Raw genomic sequence first — 26,307 nt, forward strand, 5'->3', positions numbered from 1 at the left:
GCTGGTTGGGGAGCGGGCTGGCCAACGTCTGCGCCAGCTTCAGCCGCCGTGCCAGCGCGGCATAGCGTCCGGGCAGCAGCCAGCCGACGCGGTAGCCCGGCGCCAGCGATTTGGAAAAGGTACCGCACAACAGCACGCGGCCAGTGGAGTCCGCCGCGCGCAGCGGCTGCGGCATCGGCTCGGCAAATCCCAGCTGGCGGTAGGCATCGTCTTCGATCACCGCCACATCGTACTGTGCGGCCAGCGCCAGCAACTGCTGGCGGACCGCTTCCGGCAGGCAGCGGCCGTGCGGATGGGCGAAGGCGGTCATCAGCGCGATGCCCTGCACCTCGCCACGCGCCAGCGCGGCCGCCAGCGGCGCGGTATCCAGCGTGCCGTCCGCCGCCGGCAACAAGGGCAGCAATGCGACGCCGTGTTCGGCCAGCCAGCCGAGCAGGCCGGGAAACGCCGGCAGCAGCACTGCCAGGGTTGGCCGCACCACGCCGTGGGTGACGGCGGCAATCGCCAGCGACAGCGCCTCCATGCCGCCGCAGGTGATCAGCACTTCGTCGGCGTGCAGCTCCCAGCCTTCGGCGGCGGCCTGGCGCGCCAGCTGGCGGCGCAGCGCCGGCAGCCCGGCCAGTGCCGGCTCGGCCAGCGCCTCGTGGTAGTGGCGCATGGCGCCGACAAAGGCATGGCTCAGCGCGCGGGTGTCGTACAAGGCGGGATGGGGGAACGGCGCGCCCAGCGGCGCGATCAGCTGGTCGCCGGCGGTGCCGGCATCGGCGGCCACCACATAGCCGCGCCGCGGCTGCGCCTCGGCATACCCCAGCCGTTCCAGTTCGTAATAGGCGCGACGGGCGGTATTGAGGCTGACGGCATGCTGCTGCATCAGCTGTCGCAGCGAAGGCAGCGCGTCGCCACGGCGATAGTCGCCGCGTTCGATCGCGCTGATGATGCCCTGCACCAGTTGGCCGTATTTGCTCACATGCCGTCTTTCACCCGAAAACGGCGATTATGCCGTGTGCACGCCTGGGCCGGCGAATCAGCGTTGCGGCCGCTCCAGCGCGGCATAGACATCCTGCCGCGTGCTCGCCTGCATGGCGGCGAATTCGCCGCTGTCGCGCATTTTCTTCAGCTCGCGGTTGAAGCGCGCCACCAGCTCGGCGGCGTGCGGGTTCTTGCGCGAGATGGCGACACACAGCGGCGTGCTCCAGTAGGCGCGATCCTGCGGCACGATGCGCGCGGCCTGCTCCGGCAACAGGTTGAGCCGGGTGGTCAGCATGCCGGCCTCGCTTTCCATCGGAAACAGGTCGATGCGGCCGGCGGCCAGCTTGCGCAGGTTGCTGACGTCGTCGCCGGCCACGTCCACGTGCAGCACGCCTTTTTCCTGCAACTGGGTGAAGGTGTCGGAGTAGAAATTGCCGGCGGTGATGCCGAAGCGCTGGCCGGACAGGTCGGCCAGCGTCTGCCACGGGTAGTTCTCGCCGCGGCGCTGGAACAGCACCATGCGGAACGGCAGCACTTCATCGCTAAACAGCAGATCGCGCTGGCGATCCTCGTTCGGCGTCCAGCCGATACTGCCATCCACGTCGCCGTTGCGCGCCAGCTGGATGGCGCGGTTGTTCGGGTACCAGCTGTAGCGCACCTTGACGTTGCCACGGCGGAATACCTCGGTCACCAGCCGCGACATGATGCCGCCGTAGCGCAGCTTCTCGCCCAGCAACGGCAAATACTCCTGGTTGGATAAATGCACACTCAGCGGAACGTCGGTCGCCAGCGCCCAGCACGGCAGCAGCCACAGCCAGCCCAGTAAAAGCTTGCGCCACATAATGCTTCCCTTGTTACCCCTTCTTTTTATAGTCGTAGCGTAAACCGTTACCGGCACGGGCGATATGCGGCAAGCGGCCAGTTGCGGCCAACTACGACTGGCGCAGGCTGCGCGGCGTCTGCCCGGTGAGGCGCTTGAAGAAGCGGATGAAGTAGGCCGGCTCGGTAAAACCCAGCTGGTCGGCGATCTGGTTCACGTTCAGCGTGGTGTATACCAGCAGGCGCTTGGCCTCCAGCAACAGGCGCTGGTGCAGCAGCTGCAGCGCGGTGTGCCCGGTCTGGCGGCGGCAGACGCCGTTGAGGTAGGCGGTGGACACCCCCAGCTGGTGCGCGTAGCGGCTCACCGCCCAGTGCTCGCGATAGTGCTTTTCCAGCAGCACGCCGAAGCGCTGCAGGTGCTGGCTGCCGCGATCCGGCCGCTCGGCCGGCCCGTCGCCCTGCGGCAGCTGCCGGCTGAGCCACACCAGCAGCGCGCACACCAGCGAGCGCAGCAGCACGTCGCGCCCCGGCGCCGGGTTGGCGTATTCGGCGGCGATCGCGGCAAACAGGCTGTCCAGATAATGGCCGTCGCGCCCCACCGGGTAGCAGTGCGGCTGCTGCAGCACCGGCGCGCAGACCCCCAGCTCCTGCTGCAGCCAGCTCACCAGCGGCGCGGCCAGGGTCAGCACATAGCCCTCGATGTCGGCATGGAAGCGGAAGCCGTGCACGCTCAGCGCCGGCACCAGCTGGATCGCCGGTTGCGCCACGCGGGTGTGCAGCCCCTCGACAAACAGCTCGGCCGGCCCGCGCCGCACATACAACAGCTGCCACAGATCGCTGTGGCGATGGCGCTCGATTTCCCAGCCGTACAGCTGGCTGCGGCTGGAAATGGTTTCGCAGTGCAGCAGATCCACCGTCGGCCAGTCGTTGCCTTCACCATACAGCTTGAATACCGGCACCCCGGCCAGCCCTGCCTGCATGCCACGCTCCTTCAGTTTCCAAAAGTCCTGTTTTTGTACGCGATATTGCCTGTTTTGTCTGCCGCCACTCACGAAAAATACAGTCACAGCGCGCCGGTAATTGCGCGACTACAAAACAGAACACACACAGGAGTCACCATGAACATGCGTACCAAGGTCGCCATCATCGGCGCCGGGCCGTCCGGCCTGCTGCTGGGCCAGCTGCTGCACAAGGCCGGCATCGACAACATCATTCTGGAACGCCAGACCCCGGATTACGTGCTGGGCCGCATCCGCGCCGGCGTGCTGGAGCAGGGCATGGTCAACATGATGCGCGAGGCCGGCGTGGCCGAACGCATGGACCGCGAAGGGCTGGTGCATGAAGGCATCGAGCTGATCTACAACGGCAAGCGCGACCGCATCGACCTGAAGGCGCTGACCGGCGGCGACACCGTGGTGGTGTACGGCCAGACCGAAGTCACCCGCGACCTGATGGAAGCGCGCGCCGCCAGCGGCGCACTGACCATCTACCAGGCGGCCAACGTGCAGCCGCACGAGCTGAAGGGCGAGCAACCGTACATCACCTTCGAGAAAAACGGCGAGACCGTGCGCCTGGATTGCGACTACATCGCCGGCTGCGACGGTTTCCACGGCGTGTCGCGACAGAGCATCCCGGCCGAAGTGCTGAAGCACTACGAGCGCGTGTACCCGTTCGGCTGGCTGGGGCTGCTGTCCGACACCCCGCCGGTCAACGACGAGCTGATCTACGCCCAGCACGAGCGCGGTTTCGTGCTGTGCAGCCAGCGCTCGCACACCCGCAGCCGCTACTACCTGCAGGTGCCGCTCACCGACAAAGTGGAAGACTGGTCCGACCAGCGCTTCTGGGACGAACTGAAGACCCGCCTGCCGCAGGATGTAGCCGACAAGCTGGTCACCGGCCCGTCGCTGGAGAAGAGCATCGCCCCGCTGCGCAGCTACGTGGTGGAACCGATGCAGTACGGCAAGCTGTTCCTGGTCGGCGACGCCGCCCACATCGTGCCGCCGACCGGCGCCAAGGGTCTGAACCTGGCCGCCTCCGACGTGTGCTACCTGTATCGCATCCTGGTGAAGGTGTACCAGGAAGGCCGCACCGATCTGCTGGAGAAATATTCCGAGCTGGCGCTGCGCCGCATCTGGAAGGCCGAGCGCTTCTCCTGGTTCATGACCACGCTGCTGCACGACTTCCCGCAGGCCGATGCCTTCGACCAGCGCATGCAGCGCAGTGACTATGACTACTACACCGGCTCGGACGCCGGGCGTAAGACCATTGCCGAGAACTACGTCGGCCTGCCGTTCGAGGAAATCGACTAAGACCGCGATTACTGCTCCCGGTTTTGCTCTTTGCCAGCACCTGCGCCTGACAGGTGCTGGCTTTTTTATTGGCTCCCCGCATGCCGGCCGAAGTGGCACTGGGCAGGGAGCCACCACCGCGGCAGCATCGGGGCATCCCCAAGCCCCCACGGAGCGATGCATGCCGTTCTACCAGCCCCCGTCCTTTACCGCCGCGGCCAACGTTGGCCGCAGGCTGGCCGCCGAGTTTCCGTTCGCCACCCTGATTACCCAGCAGCCGGAGAGCCCGTGGCTCAGCCATCTGGTACTGCTGCCGGACCCGCAGCAGCCGGACTGCCTGCTCGGTCACCTCGCCGCCGCCAACGGCCACAGCGCCGCGCTGCTGGCGGCGCCGAGCGTGGCGATTTTCCACGGCGAACACGACTACATCTCGCCGCGCTGGTATGTGACGCCAGGCATGGTGCCGACCTGGAACTACCGCGTGGCGCATGCCCACGGCCAGGCCGAGGCGCTCAGCGGCGCCGAGCTGTCCGCACTGCTGGCACAGTTGGCCGCGCACTTCGAAGGCAGCGAGGGCTGGACGCCGGCGGCGGTGCCCGCGGCGGCACTGGCGGCGATGCAGCGCGCCATCGTCGGCTTCCGCCTGCGGGTCAGTCACTGGGAGGTGAAGGAGAAACTCAGTCAGAACCGCGCACCACAGGACGTGGCGGCGGTGATCGCGGCGCTGCAGGCTGGCGATGGCAGCCAGCAGCAACTGGCCGCCCGCATGGCGTCAGCTGCTGCCGCGCGCCACTAGCCCGGCGGATGCCTCGCCGATGCCGAGCTGGTCGTAAACCTGCTGCCGCGTCCTGGTGATCAGGCGCGCCAGCTCGCCACTACTGCGCATCTTGCGCAGCTCGCGATTGAAACGGGCCAGCAGCTCGGGCGCCTGCGGGTTCTTGCGCGACAGCGCCACGCACAGCGGCGTGGTCCAGTATTCGCGGGCCTGCGGCACCAGCTTGCGCGCCTGCACCGAGCGCAGCTGGCTGTGCACCAGCAGCTGCCCGGCCTCCCATTCCATCGGGAACAAGTCGATGCGGCCAACCAGCAGCTTGCGCAGATTGCTGTTGTCGTCACCGGCGATGTCCACTTTCAGCACCCCTTGCTGCTGCAGGCGGCTGAAATCGTCGGAGTAGAAGTTGCCGGCGGTAATGCCGATGCGGTAGGGAGCCAGATCGGCCAGCGTCTGCCACGGATAGCTCTCGCCGACGCGCTGGAACAGCACCATGCGGAACGGCACCACCTGCTCGCTGAACAGCAGGTCTTGCTGCCGCTCTTCGTTCGGCGTCCAGCCCAGGCTGCCGTCGCTGCCGCCACTGCGCGCCAGCTGGAGGGCACGGTTGTTCGGATACCAGCTGTAGCTGACGCTGACATTTCCGCGCCGGAACACCTCGCGCACCACCGCCGACATGATGCCGCCCTGCGCCAGCTGCTCGCCAAGGAACGGCGGATAGGCGGGATTGGAAAAACGCACCTGCAGCGGCGTCTCGGCGCCCAGCGTGGACAGCGGACACAGCAGCAGGAACAACAGCATTAAATTGCGCGACATTGTCATATTTATCTCAGGCGCTGCCATTTTTTGGCCATCAGCAGCCTATCGCAAGCAGTTGCTGCCGCCAAGAGGCAATACCGGCTAGCGTCATGAGCGCGGCGGGGGCAAAAGCGGTACACTGCCGACCCTGACCGCAACCTTCCCCCGCGAAAGCCCGCCATGGCACTCAAAGCCACCATCTACAAAGCCGATCTCGCCATCTCCGACATGGACCGCGGCTACTACGCCAGCCACAACCTGACGCTGGCGCAGCACCCGTCGGAAACCATCGAACGCATGATGCTGCGCCTCGCGGTGTTCGCGCTGCATGCCGACGAGCGGCTGCAGTTCAGCAAGGGCATCAGCGCCGACGACGAGCCGGATCTGTGGCGCAAGAATTACGGCGACGAGGTGGAGCAGTGGATCGAACTGGGCGAGCCGGACGAGAAGCGCCTGCGCCAGATCTGCGGCCGCGCCGAAGCGGTATGGATCTACAGCTACGGCGGCCGTGCCGCCGACATCTGGTGGGAAGGCATGGCCGGCAAGGCCAGCCGCTTCGACCACCTCAACATCATGAGCGTGCCGCCGGAAACGCTGGCCGAACTGGCCACGCTGTGCCAGCGCAATATGCAGCTCACCGCCACGGTGCAGGACGGCGCGCTGTGGTTCAGCAGCGAGCAGGGCAGTGTCACCGTCACCCCGCAGCGGCTGTACGGCAGCGGCGAGCGCTAAGCCTGCGCGGCGGCATTGAGTCCGCCGGGTTCGGCTGCTATAGACACATCAACCAGCCACTGCGAACCCGAACATGCGCCGTCTGCTTGCCCTGCTGGTGCTGCTGCTGACCCAGCCTGTGCTGGCCACTGCGGCGCCGTTGTTGCGGCTGTCCACCATCAATCAGGAACCGGTCGGCGATACCGCCGCCGCCGTGCTGCAGCGTGCCTATGCACAGCTGGGCATCAAGCTGGAACTGGTTCATCTGCCGGCAATACGGGCGCTGGCCGCGGCCAACCGTGGCGAAACCGATGGCGACGTGGCGCGCTATAGCGACATCGAGGTCGACAACCCGCAGCTGCTGCGGGTGCCGGTGCCGATCATGCAGCTGGAAATATCCGCCGTTACCCGCGGGCTGGCGTTTCCGCTCAGCGGCAGCGCCAGCCTGGCGCCCTATCGGGTATGCGTCCGGCGCGGCATCAAGCCCACCGACGATTACACCCAGGACCTGAACCGCTTTACCAGCAACAGCGAGTCGCACATGCTGGTGATGCTGCTCGCCGGCCGCTGCCAGGTTGCCCTGCTAAGCCAGTACGTCTGGCCGGAAGTCGAGCGCCTGTCCGCCGGCCCGCTGCGCCTGATCCAGCCACCGCTGCTGCACATCACGCTGTACCACTATCTGCACCAGCGGCACGCCGCGCTGCTGCCCCGGATCACCCGCGTGCTGCAGACGATGCAGCGCCACGGCGAGATCCGCCGCATCGTGGCGCAGGCGGAACAGCCGCTGCAGCTGGCGCGCCAGCGTCAGACCCTGCCCTGAGCCAGCAACAGCGCAAAACCGCGCCGCGCCATTTGCTCGCCATCGCTGCGGCCCAGCAGCTGGCGATCGTGATGCGCACTCTGCACCAGACCGAACAGCATGAAGGCCAGCAAGGCCGGATCGCTGCCGGGCGGCAGTTCGCCATTGTCGGCGGCATCCTGCAGCATGCGCTGCAAGGTGTCGCGCAGCCGGGCCTGGCCGGCGATCAGCGCGTCGCGCCCCACCCCCGGCTGATCGTCGAATTCGTAACACGCCGCCAGCAGCGGGCAGCCGCCGGGATAGCGCCCGCCTGCCAGCCGGCCGACCCAGCCATCGAACAGCGCCGTCAGCCGCGCCAGTCCGCGCGGCAGTGACAGCACCGGCTGCAGCGTTTCGGCGACAAACTGCGCCTGCGCCGCCTCCACCACCGCCAGTTGCAACGCTTCCTTGCTGCCGAAGTGGGCAAACAGCCCGCTCTTGGACATGCCGCTGGCACTGGCCAGCTCGCCGATGGTGAGCGCGGCAATGCCGTTGCTGCTGGCCAATGCCACCGCCTGTTGCAGGATTGCCTCCCGCGTCACTGCCTTTTTGCTCATTGTTGTTGCCTTGACTGCCATTTACTGCAAAATAGCACGATCGTTCTTTTTTGAAAGCCCCCGATCATGACCGTGTTCGACAAGGAAGTAGAAATCCGCTGGGCGGATATCGACGCCAACCAGCACCTGCGCCACAGCGCCTATGCCGACCTGTGCGCGCACAGCCGCATCGAATGGCTGCAGGCGGCCGGTTTCGGCCCGCAGCAGTTCAAGGCGCTGGCCTTCGGTCCGGTGCTGTTCCGCGAGAGCACCGAGTATCGCCGCGAAATCCACCTCGGCGAGCGTATCACCATCCGCCTGAGCCTGGCCGCTGCCAGCCCGGACAATGGCCGCTGGACTTTCCGCCACGAGCTGTACAAGCCGGATGGCCAGCTGGCGGCAATCCACGAAGTCACCGGCGCGTGGATGGACCTGGCGGCACGCAAGCTGATTCCGCCACCGGCCGCGCTGCAGTCGCTGCTGGCCGAACTGGCGCACAGCGCCGATTTCGTCGCGCTGCCGCAGCCGACTTACAAGTAAACCCGCCGGAGCCCTGCCATGACTGTTGCCACCATGATCGCCATCGCCGTGGTCGCGTTGATCCACGTTTACATCCTGGTGCTGGAAATGCTGCTGTGGACGCGGCCGGCCGGGCGCCGCGCCTTCGGCCTGAGCGAGCAGTTCGCCGCCGACAGCAAGGTGCTGGCGGCCAACCAGGGGCTGTACAACGGCTTTCTCGCCGCCGGGCTGCTGTGGAGCCTGCTGCCGGGCAGCCCGGCCGGCATCGCCCCGTTCTTTCTCGGCTGCGTGCTGCTCGCCGGCGTGTTCGGCGCGCTGACCGCCAGCCGCAAGATCCTGTACGTGCAGGCGCTACCGGCCGCCATCGCGCTACTGTTACTGGCGCGGTAACCCTGCGGCCAACGTTGGCCGCATCAGCGCCACAGCCGCGGCAGCCAGCCACGGCGCGGCGCCGGCAGCGCGCGGTATACCGCCTCTACCAGCTCGTCGATCAGCTCGGCGTCCGGCACCGGTTGCCGCGCCGCCACCGTATCGCGGCTGCCGGACGGGGTCAGACTCAGCTCGCGCCCGCGGCGCGCCACGCGGTAGCCGCTGGCACAGTTGGGGCAGTACACCGTGGCACCGTCGCCGCTGCGGCGCGGCACCGCGATGATCGGGCCGCACATCGTGCAGTGTTGCAGCGGAATGCCGGCCTCGCTGTGGCCGATGATGTGCGCCAGCCGCCCGCCCTTGCCCAGCGCCAGCAAGGCGCGGCCGGCGGTGACATCGAACTGGCTGCCGAGGTGGTCCTCGATGATCTGCAGCGCGCGCTCCGGCGGCATGCCGGCGCGGTAGGGGCGGCTGCTGGTCATGGCATCGAAGGCATCGCACACCCCGACGATGCGTGCCGCCTGCGGAATGGCGTCGCCGGCCAGCCCCTGCGGGTAGCCGCGGCCATCCGGCGTTTCGTGGTGCATGAACACCGCCTCGTACGCCAGGCTGGACAGCGGGTGGCCGGCCAGCAGGTCGGCGCCCACCCGCGGATGGGTCTTGATGATGTCGTATTCCTCGTCGCTGAGCCGCTCGCGTTTGTTGAGGATCGCGTCCGGCACCCCGACCTTGCCCAGATCGTGCAGGAAACCGCCCAGCTCGATGCGCGCCACCTCTTCCGAGGGCAGGTGCATGGCCTGCGCCAGCTGGCGGGAAAACTGCGATACCCGCCACAGATGGCCGCCGGTGTAGGCGTCGCGCGCCTCCACCACCATCGCCATGGTGTACAACGATTTGAGCAATTCTGCCGCGTAGTTCATCCGCTTCTCCACAGGTTGGCCGCAATGCGTATCCGTCGCACCGGGTGACGGATTCTTACAGCATAGCCGGCAGGGCGGCGGGCAAACGCGTACAATGCCGCCATCCGGCCGGAGCGTGTGCTACCGGCCGCCCTTTTTTCCGGAAAGAAGCCATGTCCAACCTGACCGAACTGCTGCAGGCCGCCGATAGCCATCGCGCCGAACTGCTTGCCCGCCTGGCGGAAGAAAAAACCACCGCCTACCGTCTGTTCCACGGCAGTGCCGAAGGCCGTCCCGGCCTGACCATCGACCGTTACGGCGATGTGCTGCTGATGCAGACCTTCCACCACCCGCTGAGCGACGACGAGCACGCCGCCATCCTGGCGCATTACGCGCCGCTGGGACTGCACCCGGTGTACAACGATCGCAGCGGCGCCAACTCGCGCATCGGCAACCCGCTGCCGCCGGAAGAGCTGGAACAGGCGCAGCTGCCGCGCACCATCAGCGAGATGGGGGTGAACTACCACTTCCAGGCGCGCCATCAGGGCCAGGACCCGTGGCTGTTCCTCGACCTGCGCGCCGGCCGCCGCCGCGTGATGCAGCTGGCCGAGGGCAAGAGCGTGCTCAACCTGTTCGCCTACACCGGCGGCGTGGGCGTTGCCGCGGCCAAGGCCGACGCCAGCTTCGTGATGAACGTGGACTTTGCCGAATCCAGCCTGCAGGTGGCGCGCGCCAATGCCAAGCTCAACGCACTGGCCACCCGCCCGCGCTGCGTGCAGAGCGACTGCTTTGCCGCGCTGCGCCAGCTGTCCGGCATCGGCCAGCCGAAGATGGTACGCGGCAAGAAAATGCCGCCGTTCCCGGAGCTGGAAGCCCGCCAGTTCGACGTGGTATTCCTCGACCCGCCGCGCTACGCCAAGAGCCCGTTCGGCGTGGTGGACCTGATCAACGACTACCCGGCGCTGTTCAAGCCGGCACTGCTGGCCACCGCGCCCGGCGGCGTGCTGATCTGCTGCAACAACGTGGCACAGGTGGACCGCGATGCCTGGCTGGCACAGCTCAAGCGCAGCGCCGAGAAAGCCGGCCGCCCGGTACACGACGCGGAATGGATCACCCCGGAAGACGACTTCCCCAGCTTCGACGGTCAGCCGCCGCTGAAGATGGTGCTGCTGCACGTGTAAGACCTGCGGCCAACCAGGTTGGCCGCAAGCGCCGGCAGGCAAGCATGCCGTTCACCCTCGCGGGTGGACGGCATTTTTCATGGCCGCGGCATGCCTGCGCTGCCGGCGAGCGCTGCTGCTGGCGTTACAGACAACTTCATGATTGGCGAAGGGTTTCCTACACTGAGACTGGTACCCGGAGAAAACCCATGCAAGCTCCAGCCACGCCTGCCGGCGAGAAGGCCAGACTCGCCCTGCTACACCGCACCGCCCTGCTGGACACGCCGGCAGAACCGGAACTGGACCGTATCGTCAGCCTGGCGGCGGCGATGTTCGGCACCCCTACCGCGCTGCTGAGTCTGGTCGATCACGACCGGCAATGGTTCAAGGCGCGCCACGGCATGGCACTGACCGAAACGCCGCGCGAGTTATCGCTGTGCGGCCACGTGGTGGCCGACGGCAACATGCTGGTGGTGGAGGATACCCGGCAGGATGCCCGCTTTGCCGACAATCCGCTGGTCACCAGCCTCGGCATGCGCTTCTACGCCGGCGCGCCGCTGCTGCTGGATGACAACCATGTCATTGGCACCCTGTGTCTCAACGATAGCCAGCCACGGCAATTCGGCGCCCACGAGCAACACCAGCTGCAGCTGCTGGCCGATACCGTGTGCGTGCTGCTGCGCCAGCGCATGGCCAACCACGCCATCAGCCAGCAATGCGAGCGGCTGGTCAGCGTCAACCAGGCGCAGGCCGGCTTTCTGCTGGACCGCAATATGGAGCCGGCCTGCGCCTGGTTGACGCTGACCAGCGCGCAGGATGGCACGCACGCGCTGCAGCGGCCGCAAGGCGCGGTTGATGCCGACCGCCACCAGCAGTGCCGCCACCGCGCCGATCAGCCACTGCTGTAGCAGCAGTTCGCGGAACAGCTGCCGCGCCAGCGCCTGGCGGGAGAGGGTGGTTTCGCTGACCTGCACCAGCAGCAGCCGTTGGCCGCCGCCATAGTGCAGAGGCTGCGCCAAGACTACGCTGCGGATGGCTTCGCCGCTGAAATGGGCATCGTAGAAACGCAGCTCGCCGGCGGCAGGCAACTGCGCCGGCAGCGGCAGCTCGGCATCGCCGGTAATGGTGGAGCCGCCGGCAAATCCGATGCGGTAGAACACGCGGTCCTGGAAGTGCGGGTCGAACATCTCCAGCGCCGCCACCGGCAGATCGACCACCAGTTCGCCATCCTGCAGCGTGATGCGCTCGGCAATGCTGCGCGCCGAGGCCTGCAAGGTGCGGTCGAAGGCGGCGTTGGCCGCATCGCGCGCGTTGTCCTGTGCCAGCCAGGCCGTGGCGGCGGCCAGCGGCAGCAGCGGCAGCACCACCCATTGCACCAGCTCGCGGCGCAGCGAGCACTTCATTTGGCCACGTCCAGCATATAACCCAGCCCGCGCAGGGTGAGGATCACCACGCCGCTGTCGGCCAGCTTCTTGCGCAGACGATGCACATAGATTTCCATCGCTTCCGCACTCAGCTCCTGATCCAGCCGCACGATCTGCTCGGCCAGGGTGTCCTTGCTCACCGGCTTGCCCTGGCGGTAGAGCAGTACTTCCAGCACCGCCATCTCGCGCGGGGTCAGCGCCAAAGGTTGGCCGCGCACGCTGTAGCGTTTGCTGTCCGGCTCGAAGCGCAACTCGCCACACTGCAGCGCGCCGTCTTCCTTGCCCTGCGAACGGCGCAGCAGCGCGCGCACCCGCGCTTCCAGCTCGGCCAGCTCGAACGGCTTGCCGAGGTAGTCGTCGGCGCCCAGATCGAGGCCATGTACCCGCGCATCCACCCCGGTCTGCGCGGTCAGCACCAGCACCGGCACCTTGTTGCCGCGCCGGCGCAGGCGCTTGAGCACCTCGAAACCGTCCATGCGCGGCAGGCCGATGTCGAGGATCACCAGCGAATACGGCTCGTAGCCCAGCAGTTGGTCTGCCTGCACGCCGTCGGCGGCGACATCCACCGCATGGCCGGAGGCGGACAAGGCCTTTTGCAGCCACAGCGCGATATCCGGATTGTCTTCCACCAGCAACAGTCTCATGCTCTCGCTCTCTTGTTTTTGCCTGTCATGTTGTGCGCCTGCCCGCGGCAGCCTGTGCTGCGGGAAGCCGTGTGTTCTTTTATCGTATCACCCGTGCCAATGGCTGCCGCAGCCGGCACCATGGCACGGCGACATTGTTGCACGCAGCAACGCGATAATCCGCTATCGACAGCGCAATGAAAGCCGGTCTGGCCAGACTGGCGTGACACAGAAGGAAACCCGCATGAAGCGCTTGCACCTGGTGCTATTACTGCTGGCAGCCAGCCCGGCGCTGGCCGGTGTCGTGCCGCGCAGCACGCAGGAAGAAACCGCGCGCCGCGAGCAGCGGCTGGTGGTGGACTCCACCACCGACCGCGAGCAGGTAACACCGCTACTGGCGGCGTTTCGCCAGCGTTATCCCTACCTGCAGGTGGAGTACCGCGATCTGTCCGGCGCCGATATTTATCGCCGCGCCTTCACCGCTACCCAGCATGGTGATGTGCTGTGGAGCTCGGCGATGGACCTGCAGATCAAGCTGGTCAACCTGGGACTGGCACAGCGCTACAGCTCGCCGCAAAAACTGGCGCTGCCCGGCTGGGCATCGTGGCGTGACGAAGTCTACGGCACCACCTTCGAGCCTATCGTGCTGGCCTACAACCGCCAGCGCATCGCCGATGACAACATGCCGGACAGCCACACCGCACTGCGCCGCGTGCTGCGGGCCGGCACCTGGCGGGTAGCCAGCTACGACGTGGAAAGCTCCGGTGCCGGCTATTTTTTCTTCAGCCAGGATTCACGGCACAACCCGGAGTTCTGGGATCTGGCGACGGTGCTGGGACGCAGCATCCGCTACCAGGAAGGCAACAGCCTGACCCTGCTCAAGCGCCTGCAGCGCGGCGAGGCCGATATCGCCTATAACGTGCTGGGGCCGTATGCGTTGAGCTTTGCCCGCCAGCATCCTGAGGTGGGCTGGTTGCTACCGCAGGATTACACGCTGGTGGTCAGCCGCCTGCAGCTGATCCACAAACGGGCACAGCATCCGGCGGCGGCGCAGTTGTGGATGGATTTTGTGCTGTCGCGCGACGGGCAGCAGGTCCTGGCCAAAGCCAGCGGCCTGCCGCCGATCCGCGATGACCTGCCGCGCTGGTTTGGCAATATCGATCTGACACAACAGGCCGCCAGACTGCGGCCGATCCAGGTCGGTAGCGGCCTGCTGGTGTATCTGGACGCCGCCAAGCGCAGCCTGTTCCTGAAACGCTGGCGCGAGCAATTGCCGGCCGCAGCGCAACCGTGAGGGTTGCGGCCAACCTTGTCGCGGCGGCGCGGGCCACCGTGTGTGCTCCCGTTAGCCGCAGTGTTGTAGCTCCCAGCCGCCGGCAGTCGCCATGACAAAGGGGGCCGCAGCCCCCTGTGCCGTGCCTGCCGCGCTACAGCAATGGCAGCAGAATCAGCGCCACCAGCAGGCTCCACACCAGCGCGCCGACGCTGAACACGGTGTAGGCCAGCGATTCGGTCCGCACCGAATCATCGTGCTCGAACAGCGCATCCAGCCCGTGATACAGCAGCAACGCCGAAGCCACCAACCCCAGCACGCCAACCGCGGCATTGAACAGCGGCCACGGCAGCAGCAGCCCCAGCGACGACAGCCAGATCGGCAGCGCGGTGAGGCCGGCCAGCCGGTAGCAATCGGCATATGGCGGGCGGGCGGCGGCATGCACCGCCTTGCGGATAAACGCGGCCATCAGGTGCACGCTGCCCCAGCAGGCCAGCCAGAACAGCAGCACCATCATGTCCCAGCCCGGCAGCGACAGCGCCGGCGAGTAGACGTGGCCATTGATATGGCCGGCATACAGCAGCATCGCGGCGCACAGCGTGGAGGCCGGCAGCACCACGCGCATGAAGCTGTGCATCAGATCGGGGTGGCGGCCGGCCAGTTCGTCCCAGCCGTGGTGGGACGACAGCAACATTCGGAACGGGGTAAGCGGGGTCATGGCGGTACTCCCAGGCAAAGGGCGGGTGACACTTTATTTATATCGCAGCACGATACAAATACAAGCCGGTGCGCCAGCCAGGTGCGCGCTGCCTCGCCACGAGGCACGCCTGCACCAGCTTCTGGCCGCCAGCCCCGCCGGGCGCTGCCGAATCCGGGCACGGCTTTTGCAAAGTAACGCGCAATACCTTGCGCCGGAGATCACCATGCTCGCCTGCTTTGCCAAACCCAAACCCGCCCACACCAGTGAAGCGGTGATATTCAATTACCAGCGCCCGACGCGTGCGCGGCTGGTGGCACAGGACAACAAGGGCGGCCTGTGGCTGGTGGAAGCGTTCGATCCGCTGCACAAGGTGTGGGTATGGCAGGACGAGAGCCACAATATGGAAAAGGCGGTGGACGATGCCCGCCGCCTGAGTCTGTTTCCGGGCTGAGCCGCCGCCAGCCTGGCGGCCAACGTTGGCCGCAGCCAGTCATATCGCCGGATCGCCGTCCGGCGTGGCCTGCAACAGGATTTCCAGCGAGGCGAAGCCGCCCAGCTGGCGCAGCGCCAGCAGTTCGTCACGATGCGCGCGCGCCATTTCTTCCACCAGCTGCTCGCCGCGCGGCAGCAGGCTCACTTCCACACAGCGCTTGTCGTCGCGGCCCGGCGTGCGCTGCACCAGCCCAAGCGCCTCGCAACGCGACACCAGACCGACCACGCTGTGGTGCTGGGTCTGCAACCGTTCCGCCAGCTCGGCCACCGTCGCCCAGTCGCGCCCCGGATAGCCGCGCAGCTGCAGCAGCACCTGGTACTGCTGCGGTGTCAGCCCGTGCTGCAACGCCAGATCTTCACTGAAACGCAGAAAGCGCCGCAGGCGGTAGCGGAAATCGGCAAGCCGCTGGTAATCGTCCTTGCTGAGCGGGGCAGGTTGGGTCATGGCACGGTGGCGTGGGCAAACAAGCGCCACCGTATCACACTTCACCATGCTGCTCGACTTGAGCGGCGTAGCACACCGGCGACGCCAGTGTGTCGCCAGCCGCCTGCCATTGCACGGCGGCCAACCGTGCGGCGAGAAACTCGGCCAGCGCCTGCGCCGGATTGGGGTCGTCCGCCGAGGTATCGTGCAGCAACACCAGCTCGCCGTATTGCAGCGCCGCCTGCAGCAGCGGCTGCCAGCGTGCCGGGTTGGCCGCCAGATCCGCCCAGTAGCTGTCGCAGAAGCAGTCCCAGCGCCCGGCATCGCGCTGCAGCCAGCTCATCAGCCCCGCCGCCGGCGCCAGCCGCGGCAACCAGTGGGCGCGGGTGATGCTGCGCCGTGGCAGGCCGACCGGCCAGCTGGCGGTCACCAGAAAAACATTGTCGGCGCGCTGGCGGTAATCGGCAGCCGCCAGCAGACGAATGCTTGGCGTCATGATGTGCTCCTTGCGAGGTCTGGCCGCCGGCGATTGCCGCAGCATTAATGTATCGTAGAACGATATATTTACCCCGGCATTGATCCAGAACACTTTCTGCCCAGTTAACGCCAGCCATAAAAAAAGCGGGCCTTGCGGCCCGCTCAACACCCTCGAAACATTGTCCGTTACGCTGCCGCCCCCTTGCGGGCAGACGGCGACGCTTCGAACCCTTTGCGCAGCTCGGCCAGTTTCAAGCGGGCCTGCTTCAGGCCGGCATCCTTGACGTGGCCGAAGCCGCGAACCCCTTCGTACTGCTTGACCATCTCGGTGGCGGTTGCCAGGTTGCCCAGCTGCAGCTTGCCGATCAGCTCGTCCACCAGCTGCTCGAACTCGACGATCAGCGCGCGCTCCAGCTTGCGGTCGGCCTGCCAGCCGAACGGATCCAGCGCGCTGCCGCGCAGGCCCTTGAAGCGGGCGATGATGCCCATCGCCTTCAGTGCCCACGGGCCGAGGTTGATCTTGCGCGGCTGATGGCCGGTCATCCAGCTGGCACCGAAGTGGAAGGTGAGCTTGAGATCGCCGTCGAACTGCGCCGCCAGCTCGCGCTGGAATTCGCCATCGCTGTACAGCCGTGCCACTTCGTACTCGTCCTTGTAGGCCAGCAGGTGGTAGTAGTTTTTCGCCACCGCCAGCGTCAGCACGCTGCTGGCCGGATTCACCTGCTCCTCGGCCTGCTTCACGCGCTCCACGAGTGCCTTGTAGCGAGCGGCCAGTTTCTCGTCCTGATAGGCCACCAGCTCCTTGCTGCGGTGATGCAGTACGCCTTCCACCGTTTCACGTGGAACGAACTGCACCACGGCGGACGGCGCTACCAGCGCTTCCACCTTGGCCTGGTCATGGGCGGCATGACGGCCCCAGGCAAACGCGTCCTGGTTGAATTTCACCGCCGCGCCATTCAACTCGATGGCGTGCATGATCGCTTCCAGCGATACCGGCACCAGCCCGCGCTGCCAGGCAAAACCCAGCATGAACATGTTGGCCGCAATGCCATCGCCCAGCAGGCTGGTGGCGATACGGGTGGCGTTGACCTCGGCAAAGTTGGCCGCACCCACCGATTCGATGATGGCGTCCTTCATGGCCTTGGCCGGGAAGCGCACGTCCGGATTCTTCAGGAAGGCGCTGGTCGGCGATTCGTAGCTGTTCACCACCGCATGGCTGAAGCCGTCGCGCATCTTGGCCATCGCTTCCTCGGCGGCGGTCACCACCAGGTCGCAGCCCAGCACCAGGTTGGCGTCGCCGGCGGCAATGCGTACCGCGTGCAGCTTGTCCTGCGTGTCGGCGATGCGCACGTGCGACCACACCGAGCCGCCTTTTTGCGCGAGGCCAGCCATATCCAGCACCGTCACCCCTTTGTTGTCGAGGTGGGCGGCCATGCCCAGCACCTGGCCGATGGTCACCACACCGGTACCGCCGATGCCGGTGACCATGATGCCGTACGGCTCGTGTGACGACGGCAGCTGCGGCATCGGCAGTTCGCCCATGCTGTCCAGGCTGGCCTTGCCGTTGCTGCCTTTTTTCAGCTTGGCGCCGGCAACCGACACGAAGCTCGGGCAGAAGCCTTCCACGCAGCTGAAGTCCTTGTTGCAGCTGCTCTGGTCGATCTTGCGCTTGCGGCCGAGCGCGGTTTCCACCGGTAGTACCGACAGGCAGCCGGATTTCTTGCTGCAGTCGCCACAGCCTTCGCACACACGCTCGTTGATGAAGACGCGGCGATCCGGATCCGGATATTCCTTGCGCTTGCGACGGCGGCGTTTCTCGGCGGCACAGGTCTGGTCATGGATCAGGATGGTGACGCCTTCGATCTCGCGCAGTTCGCGCTGCACGCGGTCCAGCTCGCGGCGATGGAACACTTCCACCCCCGGCGCCAGATTGTCTTTCAGGCCATGCGCGGTACGGTACTTATCCGGATCATCGCTGGTGATCACGATGCGGCTGACGCCTTCGGCATGCACCTGACGGGTAATCATCGGCACATCCAGATAACCGTCCACATGTTGGCCGCCGGTCATCGCCACTGCGTCGTTGTACAGGATCTTGTAGGTGATGTTGACCTTGCCTGCTACCGCGGCGCGGATGGCCAGCAGGCCGGAGTGGAAGTAGGTGCCGTCACCGAGGTTGGTGAAAATGTGCTTGGTGGTGGTGAACGGCGCCTGGCCCAGCCAGGTAATGCCTTCGCCGCCCATCTGGGTAAAGGTCTTGGTGCTGTCGCCCTCGATCCAGTGCGCCATGTAGTGGCAGCCGATGCCGGCCACCGCGCGGCTGCCTTCCGGCACCTTGGTGCTGGTGTTGTGCGGGCAGCCGGAGCAGTAATGCGGAATACGCGCGATAGCTTCGCGCGGCTGCACCAGCTGCGCTTCTTTTTCTTCGTAGAACTTCAGCCGGTCGTGGATCACCGGGCTGTCGTAGATATTGGCCAGCCGTTTGGCGATGGCGCGGGCGATCATCGCCGGGGTCAGCTCGCCGGCCGCCGGCAGCAGCCAGTCGCCGTGCGGCAGCGCCCATTCGCCTTTCTCGGCGAACTTGCCCACCACGCGCGGCCGTACGTCGTCGCGCCAGTTGTACAGCTGTTCCTTCAGCTGGTACTCGATGATCTGGCGCTTTTCTTCCACCACCAGGATCTCGTCCAGCCCTTCGGCAAAGTGGCGCACGCCTTCCGGCTCCAGCGGCCACACCATGCCCACCTTGAAAATGCGCAGGCCGATGTCCGCGGCCAACGCCTCGTCGATGCCGAGGTCGTCCAGCGCCTGCATTACGTCGAGGTAGCTCTTGCCGCAGGTGATGATGCCCAGGCGCGCCTTGGGCGAATCCAGGGTGATATGGTTGAGCTTGTTGACGCGCGCATAGGCCAGCGCCGCATACAGGCGGTGGTGCAGCACGCGTTTTTCCTGCGCCAGCGGGGTATCCGGCCAGCGGATGGACAGCCCGTCTTCCGGCAGCGGGAAGTCGTCCGGAATCACGCAGTTGACGCGTTCCGGGCTGATATCGACCACTGCCGAGCTTTCGATGGTGTCGGTAATCGCCTTGATCGACACCCAGCAACCGGAATAGCGGCTCATCGCCCAGCCGTGCAGACCGAAGTCGATCACTTCCTGCACCCCGGACGGCGACAGCACCGGGATCATGCTGGCAGCCAGGATGTGGTCGGACTGGTGCGGGAAGGTGGAAGACTTGGCGGCATGGTCGTCGCCGCAGATCAGCAGCACACCGCCGTTCTTGCTGGTACCGGCTACGTTGCCGTGCTTGATCACGTCGCCGGAGCGGTCGACCCCCGGCCCCTTGCCGTACCACATGGCGTACACGCCGTCGTACTTGGCGCCATCGAACATGTTCACCTGCTGGGTGCCCCATACCGCGGTGGCGGCCAGGTCTTCGTTGAGGCCCGGGTGGAACACCACATTGTGCGCGGTCAGGTACTTTTCGGCCTTCTGCATGTTCTGGTCGACGTTGCCCAGCGGCGAGCCGCGGTAGCCGGTAACGTAGCCGGCGGTATTGAGGCCGGCGGCGCGGTCGCGCTCCTGCTGCATCATCGGCAGGCGCACCAGCGCCTGAATACCATTGAGCAACACTTGGCCGGTGGGGGCGGTGTACTTGTCTTCCAGTTCGACGTGGCGAATCGACATGGTTTCTCCTCCATGTTTTTGCTTGTGGCAACGGGTCGGGTGAGCCTTGTGAGCGGTCCCGATCTGGCATGCTCTCTGTCTTTATAGGTGGCTGGACGTCTGTGCGTCGGCTGCTGCGGACATTAATTGACGTAAACGTAAACGTCAAAGTGTTTGTCGTTTTTTGCGGTCTCTACCGAATGGACTGCGGCAAATGTGCCATTGCAGCAAATGCGACCTGAACAGTGCGTTTCCGGTACAGCAATTGAGCGCGGCAAGGCAGATGGTTACAGTGCAGGCTCTATTCCTGCCGCCCGGCCACAAGCCGCTGCGGCCAACGTTGGTCACTATCATGTCGAACACCCATCACGAAACCAGCCGCGGTGTGCTGTACACCATCGGCGCCTTCTTTATCTGGGGGCTGTTTCCGCTGTACTGGAAGCCGCTGCACCAGGTGCCTGCACTGCAGATCATGTGCCACCGCGTGGTGTGGTCGGCACTGTTCGTTACCTTCATCCTGCTGTGGCAGCGCAATTGGGCGTGGCTGGGCCAGGCGCTGCGCGAACCGCGCCGCGTCGCCATCTTCGCGCTGTCGTCGCTGCTGCTGTCCGGCAACTGGCTGATCTACATCTGGGCAGTGAATGCCGGCCACGTGGTGGAGAGCAGCCTCGGCTACTTCATCAATCCGCTGGTCAACGTGCTGCTGGGACGGGTGTTCCTCGCCGAGCGGCTCACCCGGCCGCAGACTGCCGCGGTGGCGCTGGCCGCCATCGGGGTCGGCTGGATCACGCTTCATTCCGGCACGCTGCCGTGGATCGCGCTGAGCCTGGCCGGTACCTTCGGCTGCTACGGCCTGCTGCGCAAGAAAGCGCCGCTGCCATCACTGGAAGGGCTGGCGCTGGAAACCTACCTGCTGACACCGCTGGCGCTGGGCATGCTGCTGTGGTTCCAGTGGCAGGGCAGCGGCGCTTTCGGCCACCAGGAGCTCGGCAAGGATGCGCTGTTGCTGGGTGCCGGCGTGGTGACTGCCGTGCCGTTGCTGATGTTCGCCAGCGGCGCACGCCGCCTGAAGCTGGCCACCGTCGGCCTGATCCAGTACCTGGCGCCTTCCATCGTGCTGGCGCTGGGCGTGTGGTTGTACGGCGAACCCTTCGACCAGGCGCACGCGGTCGGTTTTGCGCTGATCTGGCTGGCGCTGGCGCTGTACTCCGGCCACGGTCTGTTGAGCTACTGGAAAGAACGCCAATTGCAGCAGGCATGACTACAGCCCTGCTTTAGCTGTGACAGCACAGCGCCGGCAAGCGTTCAGCACGCACAAGATGCGGCCAACCTGGCAACGGGTTGGCCGTTTTTGTTTCCGCGGTAGCGACATGCCGAAACATTAATGACATTTACATCAAATATGACAATCGCTAAAATGGTGAAAAATAATTTTTATAAACAAAACCTTGTCGCCGGAGCCTGTCATGCCATTCCACCCACCACCATCAGAACATCTGCTCAGGGACATCCTGCCGGATGAAATGCCCGCCAGCGAATACCAGTACCTGCGGCAGCAATTGCTGCAGGGCGCCGCACTGGATCAGCCGGCACCAGCCGCCGGCAAAACCGCCGCGCCAACGTCATCGCCACTGCGCTGGCTGTGGCTGAAACTTGCCGCCAGAGCCTGATACCGCAAACCTCGGCGGCGGCACACACACTGTTCTGCCGCCGGCGCTTGTCGCCATGACCAACCAGCAGTAGCGTTAGCGGCTGCAAGGGAGTCAGACATGGCCATCGAATTCGATACCGACAAGCAGCGGCTGGACCGCGACATGGTGTACCGCTACCTGAGCGAGGAATCCTACTGGGCGCGTGGCCTGCCGCGCGACATCTTCGAGCGCTCGCTGGACGGCGCACTGTGCATCGGCGGCTACGACCAGCACGGCCAGCAGGTGGCGTTTGCACGCGTGATCAGCGATTTCGCCACCTTCGCCTATCTCGGCGACGTGTTCGTACTGGACAGCGTGCGCGGCCAGGGCGCGGGCAAGGCGCTGATGACCTACATCCAGCAGCACCCGCAACTGCAAACCCTGCGCCGCTTCATGCTGGCCACCGCCGATGCCCACGGCCTGTACGCGCAATATGGTTTTACCGCACTGAGCGCGCCGGAGTGGATCATGGAAAAGCGGGACCCGGACGTGTACCAAAGGTTGGCCGCAGAGCGGGGCCAGGCATGACGCACAAGGTTTTCTGGGACGACCCGTACCAGACTGAACTCGCCACCCGCATCGCCACGGTGGATGGCAACCGCGTCACGCTGCAAGCCACCATCTTCTACGCCGAAAGCGGCGGCCAGGAGAGCGACCGCGGCAGCATCGCCGGCCTGCCGGTGCAGCAAGCGGAAAAGCAAGGCCGCGACATCGTCTACACCCTGCCCGCTGGCCACGGCCTGCATGCCGGAGATGCCGTCGCGGTACGCATCGACTGGCCACGCCGTTACCGGCTGATGCGGCTGCACTTCGCCGCCGAACTGGCGCTGGAAACCATCTACCGCGACTTTGACGGCGTACAGAAAATCGGCGCCCACATCGGCGAACACAAGGCGCGTATCGACTTTGCACTGCCGCAGCCGATCACCTCGCAGCTGGCCGCCATTACTGCCAAAGTGCAGGCGCTGATCGACGCCGATTCCGCCATCATCAGCGCGTTTTCCGATGCGGCCAACGAGCGCCGCTATTGGGAAGTACCCGGCTACTGCCGCGTACCCTGCGGCGGCACCCACCTGCAGCGCACCGGCGAGGTTGGCCGCATCGCGCTGAAACGCAAGAACGTTGGCCGCGGCAAGGAGCGGGTGGAAATTACCCTGCTGGCGGAGACGGCGCATGACTGAACACCACTTGCACGGCAGCTGCCTGTGTGGCGGCGTGCGCTATCAGGTGGACCGGCTGGATCTGCCGATCCAGCATTGCCACTGCCACACCTGCCGCAAGGCGCATGCCGCCGCCTATGCCAGCACCGCCGGCGTGCTGCGCCAGCATTTCCGCTGGCTGCAGGGGCAGCAGCTGCTCAGCAGCTATGAATCGTCCACTGGCAAACTACGCCACTTCTGCCGCGTTTGCGGCAGCCAGCTGCTGGCGGAGCGGCCAGCCCAGTCGCATGTGATCCTGCGCGTCGCCACCCTGGACGAGGCTCCGCCACAACGACCTGCCGCACATATCTGGTGTAGTCATGATGTGGCCTGGCTGGCACATGATGGCGTGCCGAGCTTTGCCGAATGGCAAGCCTAGGCACAAACCGCCAGTGGCCGGTGCTCAAGCTCATCCTCGACGCGGCACCGGCTGCTGGCTACTCCATTGCACCGCCAGCACACTGCCCAACACCAGCAACAGCCCGCCCAATGCCCAGCCGCGCAGCGACTGCCCCAGCAACAGCCAGCCCAGCAACACCGCACACAGCGGGCTGAGCAGCCCCAGCGACGACACCGCCACCGCCGGTAGCCGCGCCACGCCGCGGAACCACAACGCATAAGCCAGCAGCGCGCCGGCCAGCGACAAATAGCCATAACCCAGCCACTGCCGGGGGGCCAGTAACGGGAGTGGCGGGTCCAGCTGCCAGGCCAGCGGCGCCAGTAACACACCGCCCAGCAACAACTGCCAGCCGGTCAACGCCAGCACCGGCAAGCTGCTGCCCCAGCGACGGGTAAGATACGTCCCACAGGCCATACAGGCCGCACCACCCAGTGCGGCTAACACGCCGAGAGCATCCCAGTGGGCCGCCGGCGATAGCAGCAACAGTGCCATGCCTGCCATGCCTCCGCCGGCAGCCAGCAGCGCCAGCCGACGCGGGGCTTGCTGCTCAAGCAGCCACAGCAGCGCCATCACCAGCAGCGGCTGGCAGGCACCGACCACGGCAGCAATACCGCCGGGCAAGCGATAGGCCGCCACGAACAGCAGCGCCTGGAACACGCCGATGTTCAGCGCCGATAGCAGCCACAACCGCCACCATTCACCCGCTTGCGGTCGCCGCCGGCTCCACGCCAGCAGCAACAGGCCAGCCGGCAACACGCGCAGCAGTGCGGCGGTGAACGGCCGCTCCGGTGGCAGCAGTTCGGTGGTAACAATGTAGGTGGAACCCCAGATGGCAGGTGCGAGGGCGGTCACGGCGACATCGCGCCAGAAGCGGGAGCTGGTAGTCATCTCAATTACCTTGAATTCAAGATATAATTTACGCTACCGCAAAACAATCTTGAATTCAAGACAAATAGCAAGGAAGCCGCATGCAACGCACAGATACCTCCGGCGACGCTGTCGCCGCCATCCTGCAGCAATGGCAGCGCGAACGGCCGGATCTGGATGCCAGCCCGATGGGCATCATCGGCCGGCTGGGGCGCTGCACCGCGCTGCTGCGCGGCCGGCTGGACGAAACCTTTTCCCGTTTCGACCTCAGCAGCTGGGAGTTCGACGTACTGGCTACCCTGCGTCGCGCCGGCAGCCCCCACTGCCTGGCGCCGACCACCTTGTTCCGCACGCTGATGATCACCTCCGGCACCATGACCCGCCAACTGCAACAGCTGGAAGGCCGCGGTCTGATCAGCCGCCAGCCCAACCCGGACGATGCCCGTAGCCAGCTGGTGCAACTCAGCCCCGCCGGTCTGGCGTTGATCGACGAGGCCGTGGCCGCGCACGTTGCCAACGAACACGCCATCCTGGCGCCGCTGGCAGCGGCAGAACGCGCACAACTGGAGCAAAGCCTGATTCGCTTGCTGGCGATACTGGAAACCCCGGGAGACTGAGCATGCTGTTCTACGATCTGGCGGCATTGGGCGCCGCCGGCTGCTGGGCACTCAGCTCCATCATCGGAGCCACCCCGTCGCGGCAGCTGGGCTCCTTCGGCTTCACCCGCATCCGCCTCAGCCTGCTTACCCTGCTGCTGGGCAGCATCGCGCTGGCCAGCGGCGGCTGGCAAGGCCTGAGCAGCAGCCAGCTGGCACTGTTGGCCGCCTCCGGCCTCACCGGCATTTTTCTCGGCGACACACTGATGTTCGCCGCCATGAACCTCATCGGCCCGCGCCGCACCGGCCTGCTGTTCGCTACCCATTCGGTGTTCTCGGTGTGTCTCGGGGTGATGCTGCTCAGCGAAACCCTCAGTCTGGCGGCGGCGGCCGGCAGCGTGCTGGTATTTGCCGGCGTGTTGGCCGCCATCGCCTTCGGTCGCCGCGACAACCCGCAGCATCACTGGGAGCACAGCCACGGCCTCAAGGCAGGCGTGGCGCTGGCCTTGGGCGCGGCGCTGTGCCAGGCACTGGGCACCTTGCTGGCCAAACCGGTGATGGCCGCCGGCATTGACCCGATTGCGGCCAACGGTCTGCGCATCGCCATCAGCTGCGCGGCGCACTGGCTGCTGTGGTTCAGCGGCAATCGCCACGCACGGCTGCAAAGCCCGCTGCAACCGCGACTGTTCGGCCAGACCGTGCTCAACGGTCTGGTGGGCCAGGGCGTAGGCATGACACTGGTGATGCTGGCACTGAAAGGCGGCAATGTCGCCAGCGTCGGCATGCTGTCGGCGATGACGCCGGTGCTGATCCTGCCGATGCTGTGGGCAGTGATGGGCCAGCGTCCGCCGGCGCTGGCCTGGCTGGGCGCCGCCGCCAGCGTGGCCGGCAGCATGCTGATCGTGCTGCGCTAAGACCCGGCTTCACATACTTGCGGCCAACCCGGACCAGGTTGGCCGGGTTGGCCGCACGTTTTTTAGCGACTGCCAAACCGGCGGCATTGTGTCGCCAGCAGCAACAATCCTTTTCTCCAACAGCGGTTTATTCACCACCACTGCGGCGGCACAATGCCGCTTACCCCACCCGCAGCCAAGGAACACCGCATGACCGCCAGCAGCCTGCCACCCGCTATCGAAGATACCGCCTCCGGCCTGATCTACCGTGCACTGCCACGAGACAACACGCAAGCGGCCGAAGTGTTGCTGTTGCTGCTGCATGGTGTCGGCGGCAACGAGCTGAACCTGGCCGGCCTGCAGCCACTACTGGACGAGCGGGTACAGCTGGTACTGCTGCGGGCGCCGCTGGTGTTCGGGCCGCAGCAGTATGGCTGGTTCCAGGTCAGCTTCGGTCCGGATGGCCCGCGCATCGATGCCCAGCAGGCGGAAAGCAGCCGCCGTCAGCTGCTGCAGCTGTGCACCAGCCTGCAGCAGCAATACGGCATCAATGCCGCGCATACCGTGCTGGCCGGTTTCAGCCAGGGCGGCATCATGAGTGCCGGTGTGGCGCTGACCGCACCGGACAGCGTCGCCGGCTTCAGCCTGCTGAGCGGACGCATCCTGCCGGAAATCGCACCGATCATCGGCGAAAAATCGGCGTTATCGCAGTTAACAGCATTCATCGGCCACGGCGAGCTGGACGACAAACTGCCGATTGCCTGGGCCGAGCGGGCCGATGCCTGGCTCACCGAGCTGGGAGTACCACACCAGCTGCAGCGCTATGCCCACGGCCACCAGCTGGGTGCCGAGATGGCACAGGATTTTGCCGCCTGGCTGGCGGCGGGCAGCTGGTTCAGCGCCGGCTGAA

The 26,307-nt window shown here is 65.9% G+C and carries 30 protein-coding genes and 1 pseudogene; 18 read left to right on the forward strand and 13 right to left on the reverse strand.

What is annotated here, in order from left to right; genetic code table 11:
* From HU218_RS01320 to HU218_RS01330, 3 genes are all read right to left on the reverse strand, one after another.
* Positions 1 to 967, reverse strand: a 967-nt coding sequence (locus HU218_RS01320) for an aminotransferase-like domain-containing protein (RefSeq protein WP_174873124.1), incomplete at its 3' end; no start/stop codon positions are given.
* A gap of 57 nt (positions 968 to 1,024) precedes the next feature.
* The gene (locus tag HU218_RS01325) at positions 1,025 to 1,810 is read right to left on the reverse strand and encodes a substrate-binding periplasmic protein (RefSeq protein WP_174873125.1); all 786 of its coding nucleotides are present in this window, start codon (positions 1,808 to 1,810) and stop codon (positions 1,025 to 1,027) included.
* A 91-nt stretch (positions 1,811 to 1,901) separates the two neighbouring features.
* Entirely contained in the window at positions 1,902 to 2,768 is an 867-nt protein-coding gene (locus tag HU218_RS01330) for a helix-turn-helix domain-containing protein (RefSeq protein ID WP_174873126.1), read from the reverse strand.
* Positions 2,769 to 2,906: 138 nt separating this feature from the next.
* Here HU218_RS01330 and pobA point away from each other — a divergent pair, with 138 nt between their 5' ends.
* A complete protein-coding gene (gene pobA / locus HU218_RS01335) occupies positions 2,907 to 4,097 on the forward strand; it encodes a 4-hydroxybenzoate 3-monooxygenase (RefSeq protein WP_246210691.1) in 1,191 nt (396 codons plus the stop codon).
* Positions 4,098 to 4,257: 160 nt separating this feature from the next.
* On the forward strand, positions 4,258 to 4,872 hold the full coding sequence (locus HU218_RS01340; protein WP_174873127.1) for an FMN-binding negative transcriptional regulator: 615 nt from the start codon (positions 4,258 to 4,260) through the stop codon (positions 4,870 to 4,872).
* Here HU218_RS01340 and HU218_RS01345 read toward each other — a convergent pair.
* Positions 4,849 to 5,664 carry a substrate-binding periplasmic protein gene (locus HU218_RS01345; protein WP_217450677.1) on the reverse strand — a complete coding sequence of 272 codons (816 nt, stop codon included), beginning with the start codon at positions 5,662 to 5,664 and terminating at the stop codon, positions 4,849 to 4,851. The genes HU218_RS01340 and HU218_RS01345 overlap by 24 nt on opposite strands.
* 162 nt (positions 5,665 to 5,826) lie before the next feature.
* Between HU218_RS01345 and HU218_RS01350 the strand changes: the two genes are divergently transcribed.
* Both HU218_RS01350 and HU218_RS01355 read left to right on the forward strand, forming a co-directional pair.
* Entirely contained in the window at positions 5,827 to 6,378 is a 552-nt protein-coding gene (locus tag HU218_RS01350; RefSeq protein WP_174873128.1) for a YaeQ family protein, read from the forward strand.
* A gap of 73 nt (positions 6,379 to 6,451) precedes the next feature.
* Complete coding sequence (locus tag HU218_RS01355) at positions 6,452 to 7,177, forward strand: substrate-binding periplasmic protein (protein ID WP_174873129.1); 726 nt, start codon at positions 6,452 to 6,454, stop codon at positions 7,175 to 7,177.
* On the opposite strand, the gene HU218_RS01360 is transcribed toward HU218_RS01355, so the two are convergent.
* Positions 7,162 to 7,752, reverse strand: a complete 591-nt coding sequence (locus tag HU218_RS01360) for a TetR/AcrR family transcriptional regulator (protein ID WP_174873130.1) — start codon at positions 7,750 to 7,752, stop codon at positions 7,162 to 7,164. The two genes, HU218_RS01355 and HU218_RS01360, sit on opposite strands and share 16 nt — an antisense overlap.
* 66 nt (positions 7,753 to 7,818) lie before the next feature.
* Between HU218_RS01360 and HU218_RS01365 the strand changes: the two genes are divergently transcribed.
* The gene (locus HU218_RS01365; protein WP_174873131.1) at positions 7,819 to 8,271 is read left to right on the forward strand and encodes an acyl-CoA thioesterase; all 453 of its coding nucleotides are present in this window, start codon (positions 7,819 to 7,821) and stop codon (positions 8,269 to 8,271) included.
* An 18-nt stretch (positions 8,272 to 8,289) separates the two neighbouring features.
* Positions 8,290 to 8,640 carry a DUF1304 domain-containing protein gene (locus tag HU218_RS01370; RefSeq protein WP_174873132.1) on the forward strand — a complete coding sequence of 117 codons (351 nt, stop codon included), beginning with the start codon at positions 8,290 to 8,292 and terminating at the stop codon, positions 8,638 to 8,640.
* Positions 8,641 to 8,663: 23 nt separating this feature from the next.
* Here the strand turns inward: HU218_RS01370 and HU218_RS01375 are convergent, their stop codons facing one another.
* Positions 8,664 to 9,539: an HD domain-containing phosphohydrolase gene (locus HU218_RS01375; protein WP_174873133.1), complete on the reverse strand. Its 876-nt coding sequence runs from the start codon at positions 9,537 to 9,539 to the stop codon at positions 8,664 to 8,666.
* Positions 9,540 to 9,691: 152 nt separating this feature from the next.
* Between HU218_RS01375 and HU218_RS01380 the strand changes: the two genes are divergently transcribed.
* Both HU218_RS01380 and HU218_RS17155 read left to right on the forward strand, forming a co-directional pair.
* Positions 9,692 to 10,699, forward strand: coding sequence for a class I SAM-dependent rRNA methyltransferase (locus HU218_RS01380; protein ID WP_174873134.1), 1,008 nt, complete (start codon positions 9,692 to 9,694; stop codon positions 10,697 to 10,699).
* Between the two features lie 308 nt (positions 10,700 to 11,007).
* Entirely contained in the window at positions 11,008 to 11,586 is a 579-nt protein-coding gene (locus HU218_RS17155; protein ID WP_425509240.1) for a GAF domain-containing protein, read from the forward strand.
* Positions 11,587 to 11,613: 27 nt separating this feature from the next.
* Here the strand turns inward: HU218_RS17155 and HU218_RS17160 are convergent.
* Positions 11,614 to 12,081: pseudogene (locus HU218_RS17160) on the reverse strand (sensor histidine kinase N-terminal domain-containing protein); the annotation flags it as partial.
* A complete protein-coding gene (locus HU218_RS01390) occupies positions 12,078 to 12,746 on the reverse strand; it encodes a response regulator (protein WP_174873136.1) in 669 nt (222 codons plus the stop codon). The gene HU218_RS01390 and the pseudogene HU218_RS17160, both read right to left, overlap by 4 nt.
* 223 nt (positions 12,747 to 12,969) lie before the next feature.
* Between HU218_RS01390 and HU218_RS01395 the strand changes: the two genes are divergently transcribed.
* The gene (locus tag HU218_RS01395) at positions 12,970 to 14,019 is read left to right on the forward strand and encodes an ABC transporter substrate-binding protein (RefSeq protein ID WP_174873137.1); all 1,050 of its coding nucleotides are present in this window, start codon (positions 12,970 to 12,972) and stop codon (positions 14,017 to 14,019) included.
* A gap of 133 nt (positions 14,020 to 14,152) precedes the next feature.
* On the opposite strand, the gene HU218_RS01400 is transcribed toward HU218_RS01395, so the two are convergent.
* A complete protein-coding gene (locus HU218_RS01400; protein ID WP_174873138.1) occupies positions 14,153 to 14,716 on the reverse strand; it encodes a YIP1 family protein in 564 nt (187 codons plus the stop codon).
* Positions 14,717 to 14,921: 205 nt separating this feature from the next.
* On the opposite strand from HU218_RS01400, the gene HU218_RS01405 reads away from it, so the two are divergent.
* Positions 14,922 to 15,149, forward strand: coding sequence for a hypothetical protein (locus HU218_RS01405; protein ID WP_174873139.1), 228 nt, complete (start codon positions 14,922 to 14,924; stop codon positions 15,147 to 15,149).
* A gap of 39 nt (positions 15,150 to 15,188) precedes the next feature.
* Here the strand turns inward: HU218_RS01405 and HU218_RS01410 are convergent, their stop codons facing one another.
* From HU218_RS01410 to HU218_RS01420, 3 genes are all read right to left on the reverse strand, one after another.
* On the reverse strand, positions 15,189 to 15,635 hold the full coding sequence (locus HU218_RS01410) for a MarR family winged helix-turn-helix transcriptional regulator (RefSeq protein ID WP_174873140.1): 447 nt from the start codon (positions 15,633 to 15,635) through the stop codon (positions 15,189 to 15,191).
* 34 nt (positions 15,636 to 15,669) lie between these two features.
* Positions 15,670 to 16,110, reverse strand: a complete 441-nt coding sequence (locus HU218_RS01415; protein ID WP_174873141.1) for a DUF488 domain-containing protein — start codon at positions 16,108 to 16,110, stop codon at positions 15,670 to 15,672.
* A 167-nt stretch (positions 16,111 to 16,277) separates the two neighbouring features.
* Positions 16,278 to 19,772 (reverse strand): indolepyruvate ferredoxin oxidoreductase family protein, encoded by a 3,495-nt coding sequence (locus HU218_RS01420; protein ID WP_174873142.1) that lies wholly within the window; start codon positions 19,770 to 19,772, stop codon positions 16,278 to 16,280.
* Positions 19,773 to 20,103: 331 nt separating this feature from the next.
* Between HU218_RS01420 and rarD the strand changes: the two genes are divergently transcribed.
* From rarD to HU218_RS01445, 5 genes are all read left to right on the forward strand, one after another.
* Positions 20,104 to 21,012, forward strand: a complete 909-nt coding sequence (gene rarD, locus HU218_RS01425) for an EamA family transporter RarD (RefSeq protein WP_174873143.1) — start codon at positions 20,104 to 20,106, stop codon at positions 21,010 to 21,012.
* A 205-nt stretch (positions 21,013 to 21,217) separates the two neighbouring features.
* A complete protein-coding gene (locus tag HU218_RS01430) occupies positions 21,218 to 21,421 on the forward strand; it encodes a hypothetical protein (RefSeq protein ID WP_174873144.1) in 204 nt (67 codons plus the stop codon).
* Between the two features lie 99 nt (positions 21,422 to 21,520).
* Entirely contained in the window at positions 21,521 to 21,970 is a 450-nt protein-coding gene (locus tag HU218_RS01435) for a GNAT family N-acetyltransferase (protein WP_174873145.1), read from the forward strand.
* Entirely contained in the window at positions 21,967 to 22,623 is a 657-nt protein-coding gene (locus HU218_RS01440; protein WP_174873146.1) for an alanyl-tRNA editing protein, read from the forward strand. Before HU218_RS01435 ends, HU218_RS01440 begins: the two co-directional genes overlap by 4 nt.
* The gene (locus HU218_RS01445) at positions 22,616 to 23,020 is read left to right on the forward strand and encodes a GFA family protein (RefSeq protein ID WP_174873147.1); all 405 of its coding nucleotides are present in this window, start codon (positions 22,616 to 22,618) and stop codon (positions 23,018 to 23,020) included. Before HU218_RS01440 ends, HU218_RS01445 begins: the two co-directional genes overlap by 8 nt.
* A 30-nt stretch (positions 23,021 to 23,050) precedes the next feature.
* Here the strand turns inward: HU218_RS01445 and HU218_RS01450 are convergent, their stop codons facing one another.
* Complete coding sequence (locus HU218_RS01450) at positions 23,051 to 23,929, reverse strand: EamA family transporter (protein WP_174873148.1); 879 nt, start codon at positions 23,927 to 23,929, stop codon at positions 23,051 to 23,053.
* Positions 23,930 to 24,009: 80 nt separating this feature from the next.
* Between HU218_RS01450 and HU218_RS01455 the strand changes: the two genes are divergently transcribed.
* The 3 genes from HU218_RS01455 to HU218_RS01465 all read left to right on the forward strand — a co-directional run bounded on the left by HU218_RS01455 (position 24,010) and on the right by HU218_RS01465 (position 26,306).
* Positions 24,010 to 24,525 (forward strand): MarR family winged helix-turn-helix transcriptional regulator, encoded by a 516-nt coding sequence (locus tag HU218_RS01455; RefSeq protein WP_174873149.1) that lies wholly within the window; start codon positions 24,010 to 24,012, stop codon positions 24,523 to 24,525.
* 2 nt (positions 24,526 to 24,527) lie between these two features.
* Complete coding sequence (locus HU218_RS01460; protein ID WP_174873150.1) at positions 24,528 to 25,418, forward strand: DMT family transporter; 891 nt, start codon at positions 24,528 to 24,530, stop codon at positions 25,416 to 25,418.
* Positions 25,419 to 25,607: 189 nt separating this feature from the next.
* A complete protein-coding gene (locus HU218_RS01465; protein ID WP_246210692.1) occupies positions 25,608 to 26,306 on the forward strand; it encodes an alpha/beta hydrolase in 699 nt (232 codons plus the stop codon).
* Position 26,307: the final 1 nt, after the last annotated feature.

This window comes from Vogesella oryzae, from assembly GCF_902829295.1.
GTDB lineage: Bacteria > Pseudomonadota > Gammaproteobacteria > Burkholderiales > Chromobacteriaceae > Vogesella > Vogesella oryzae.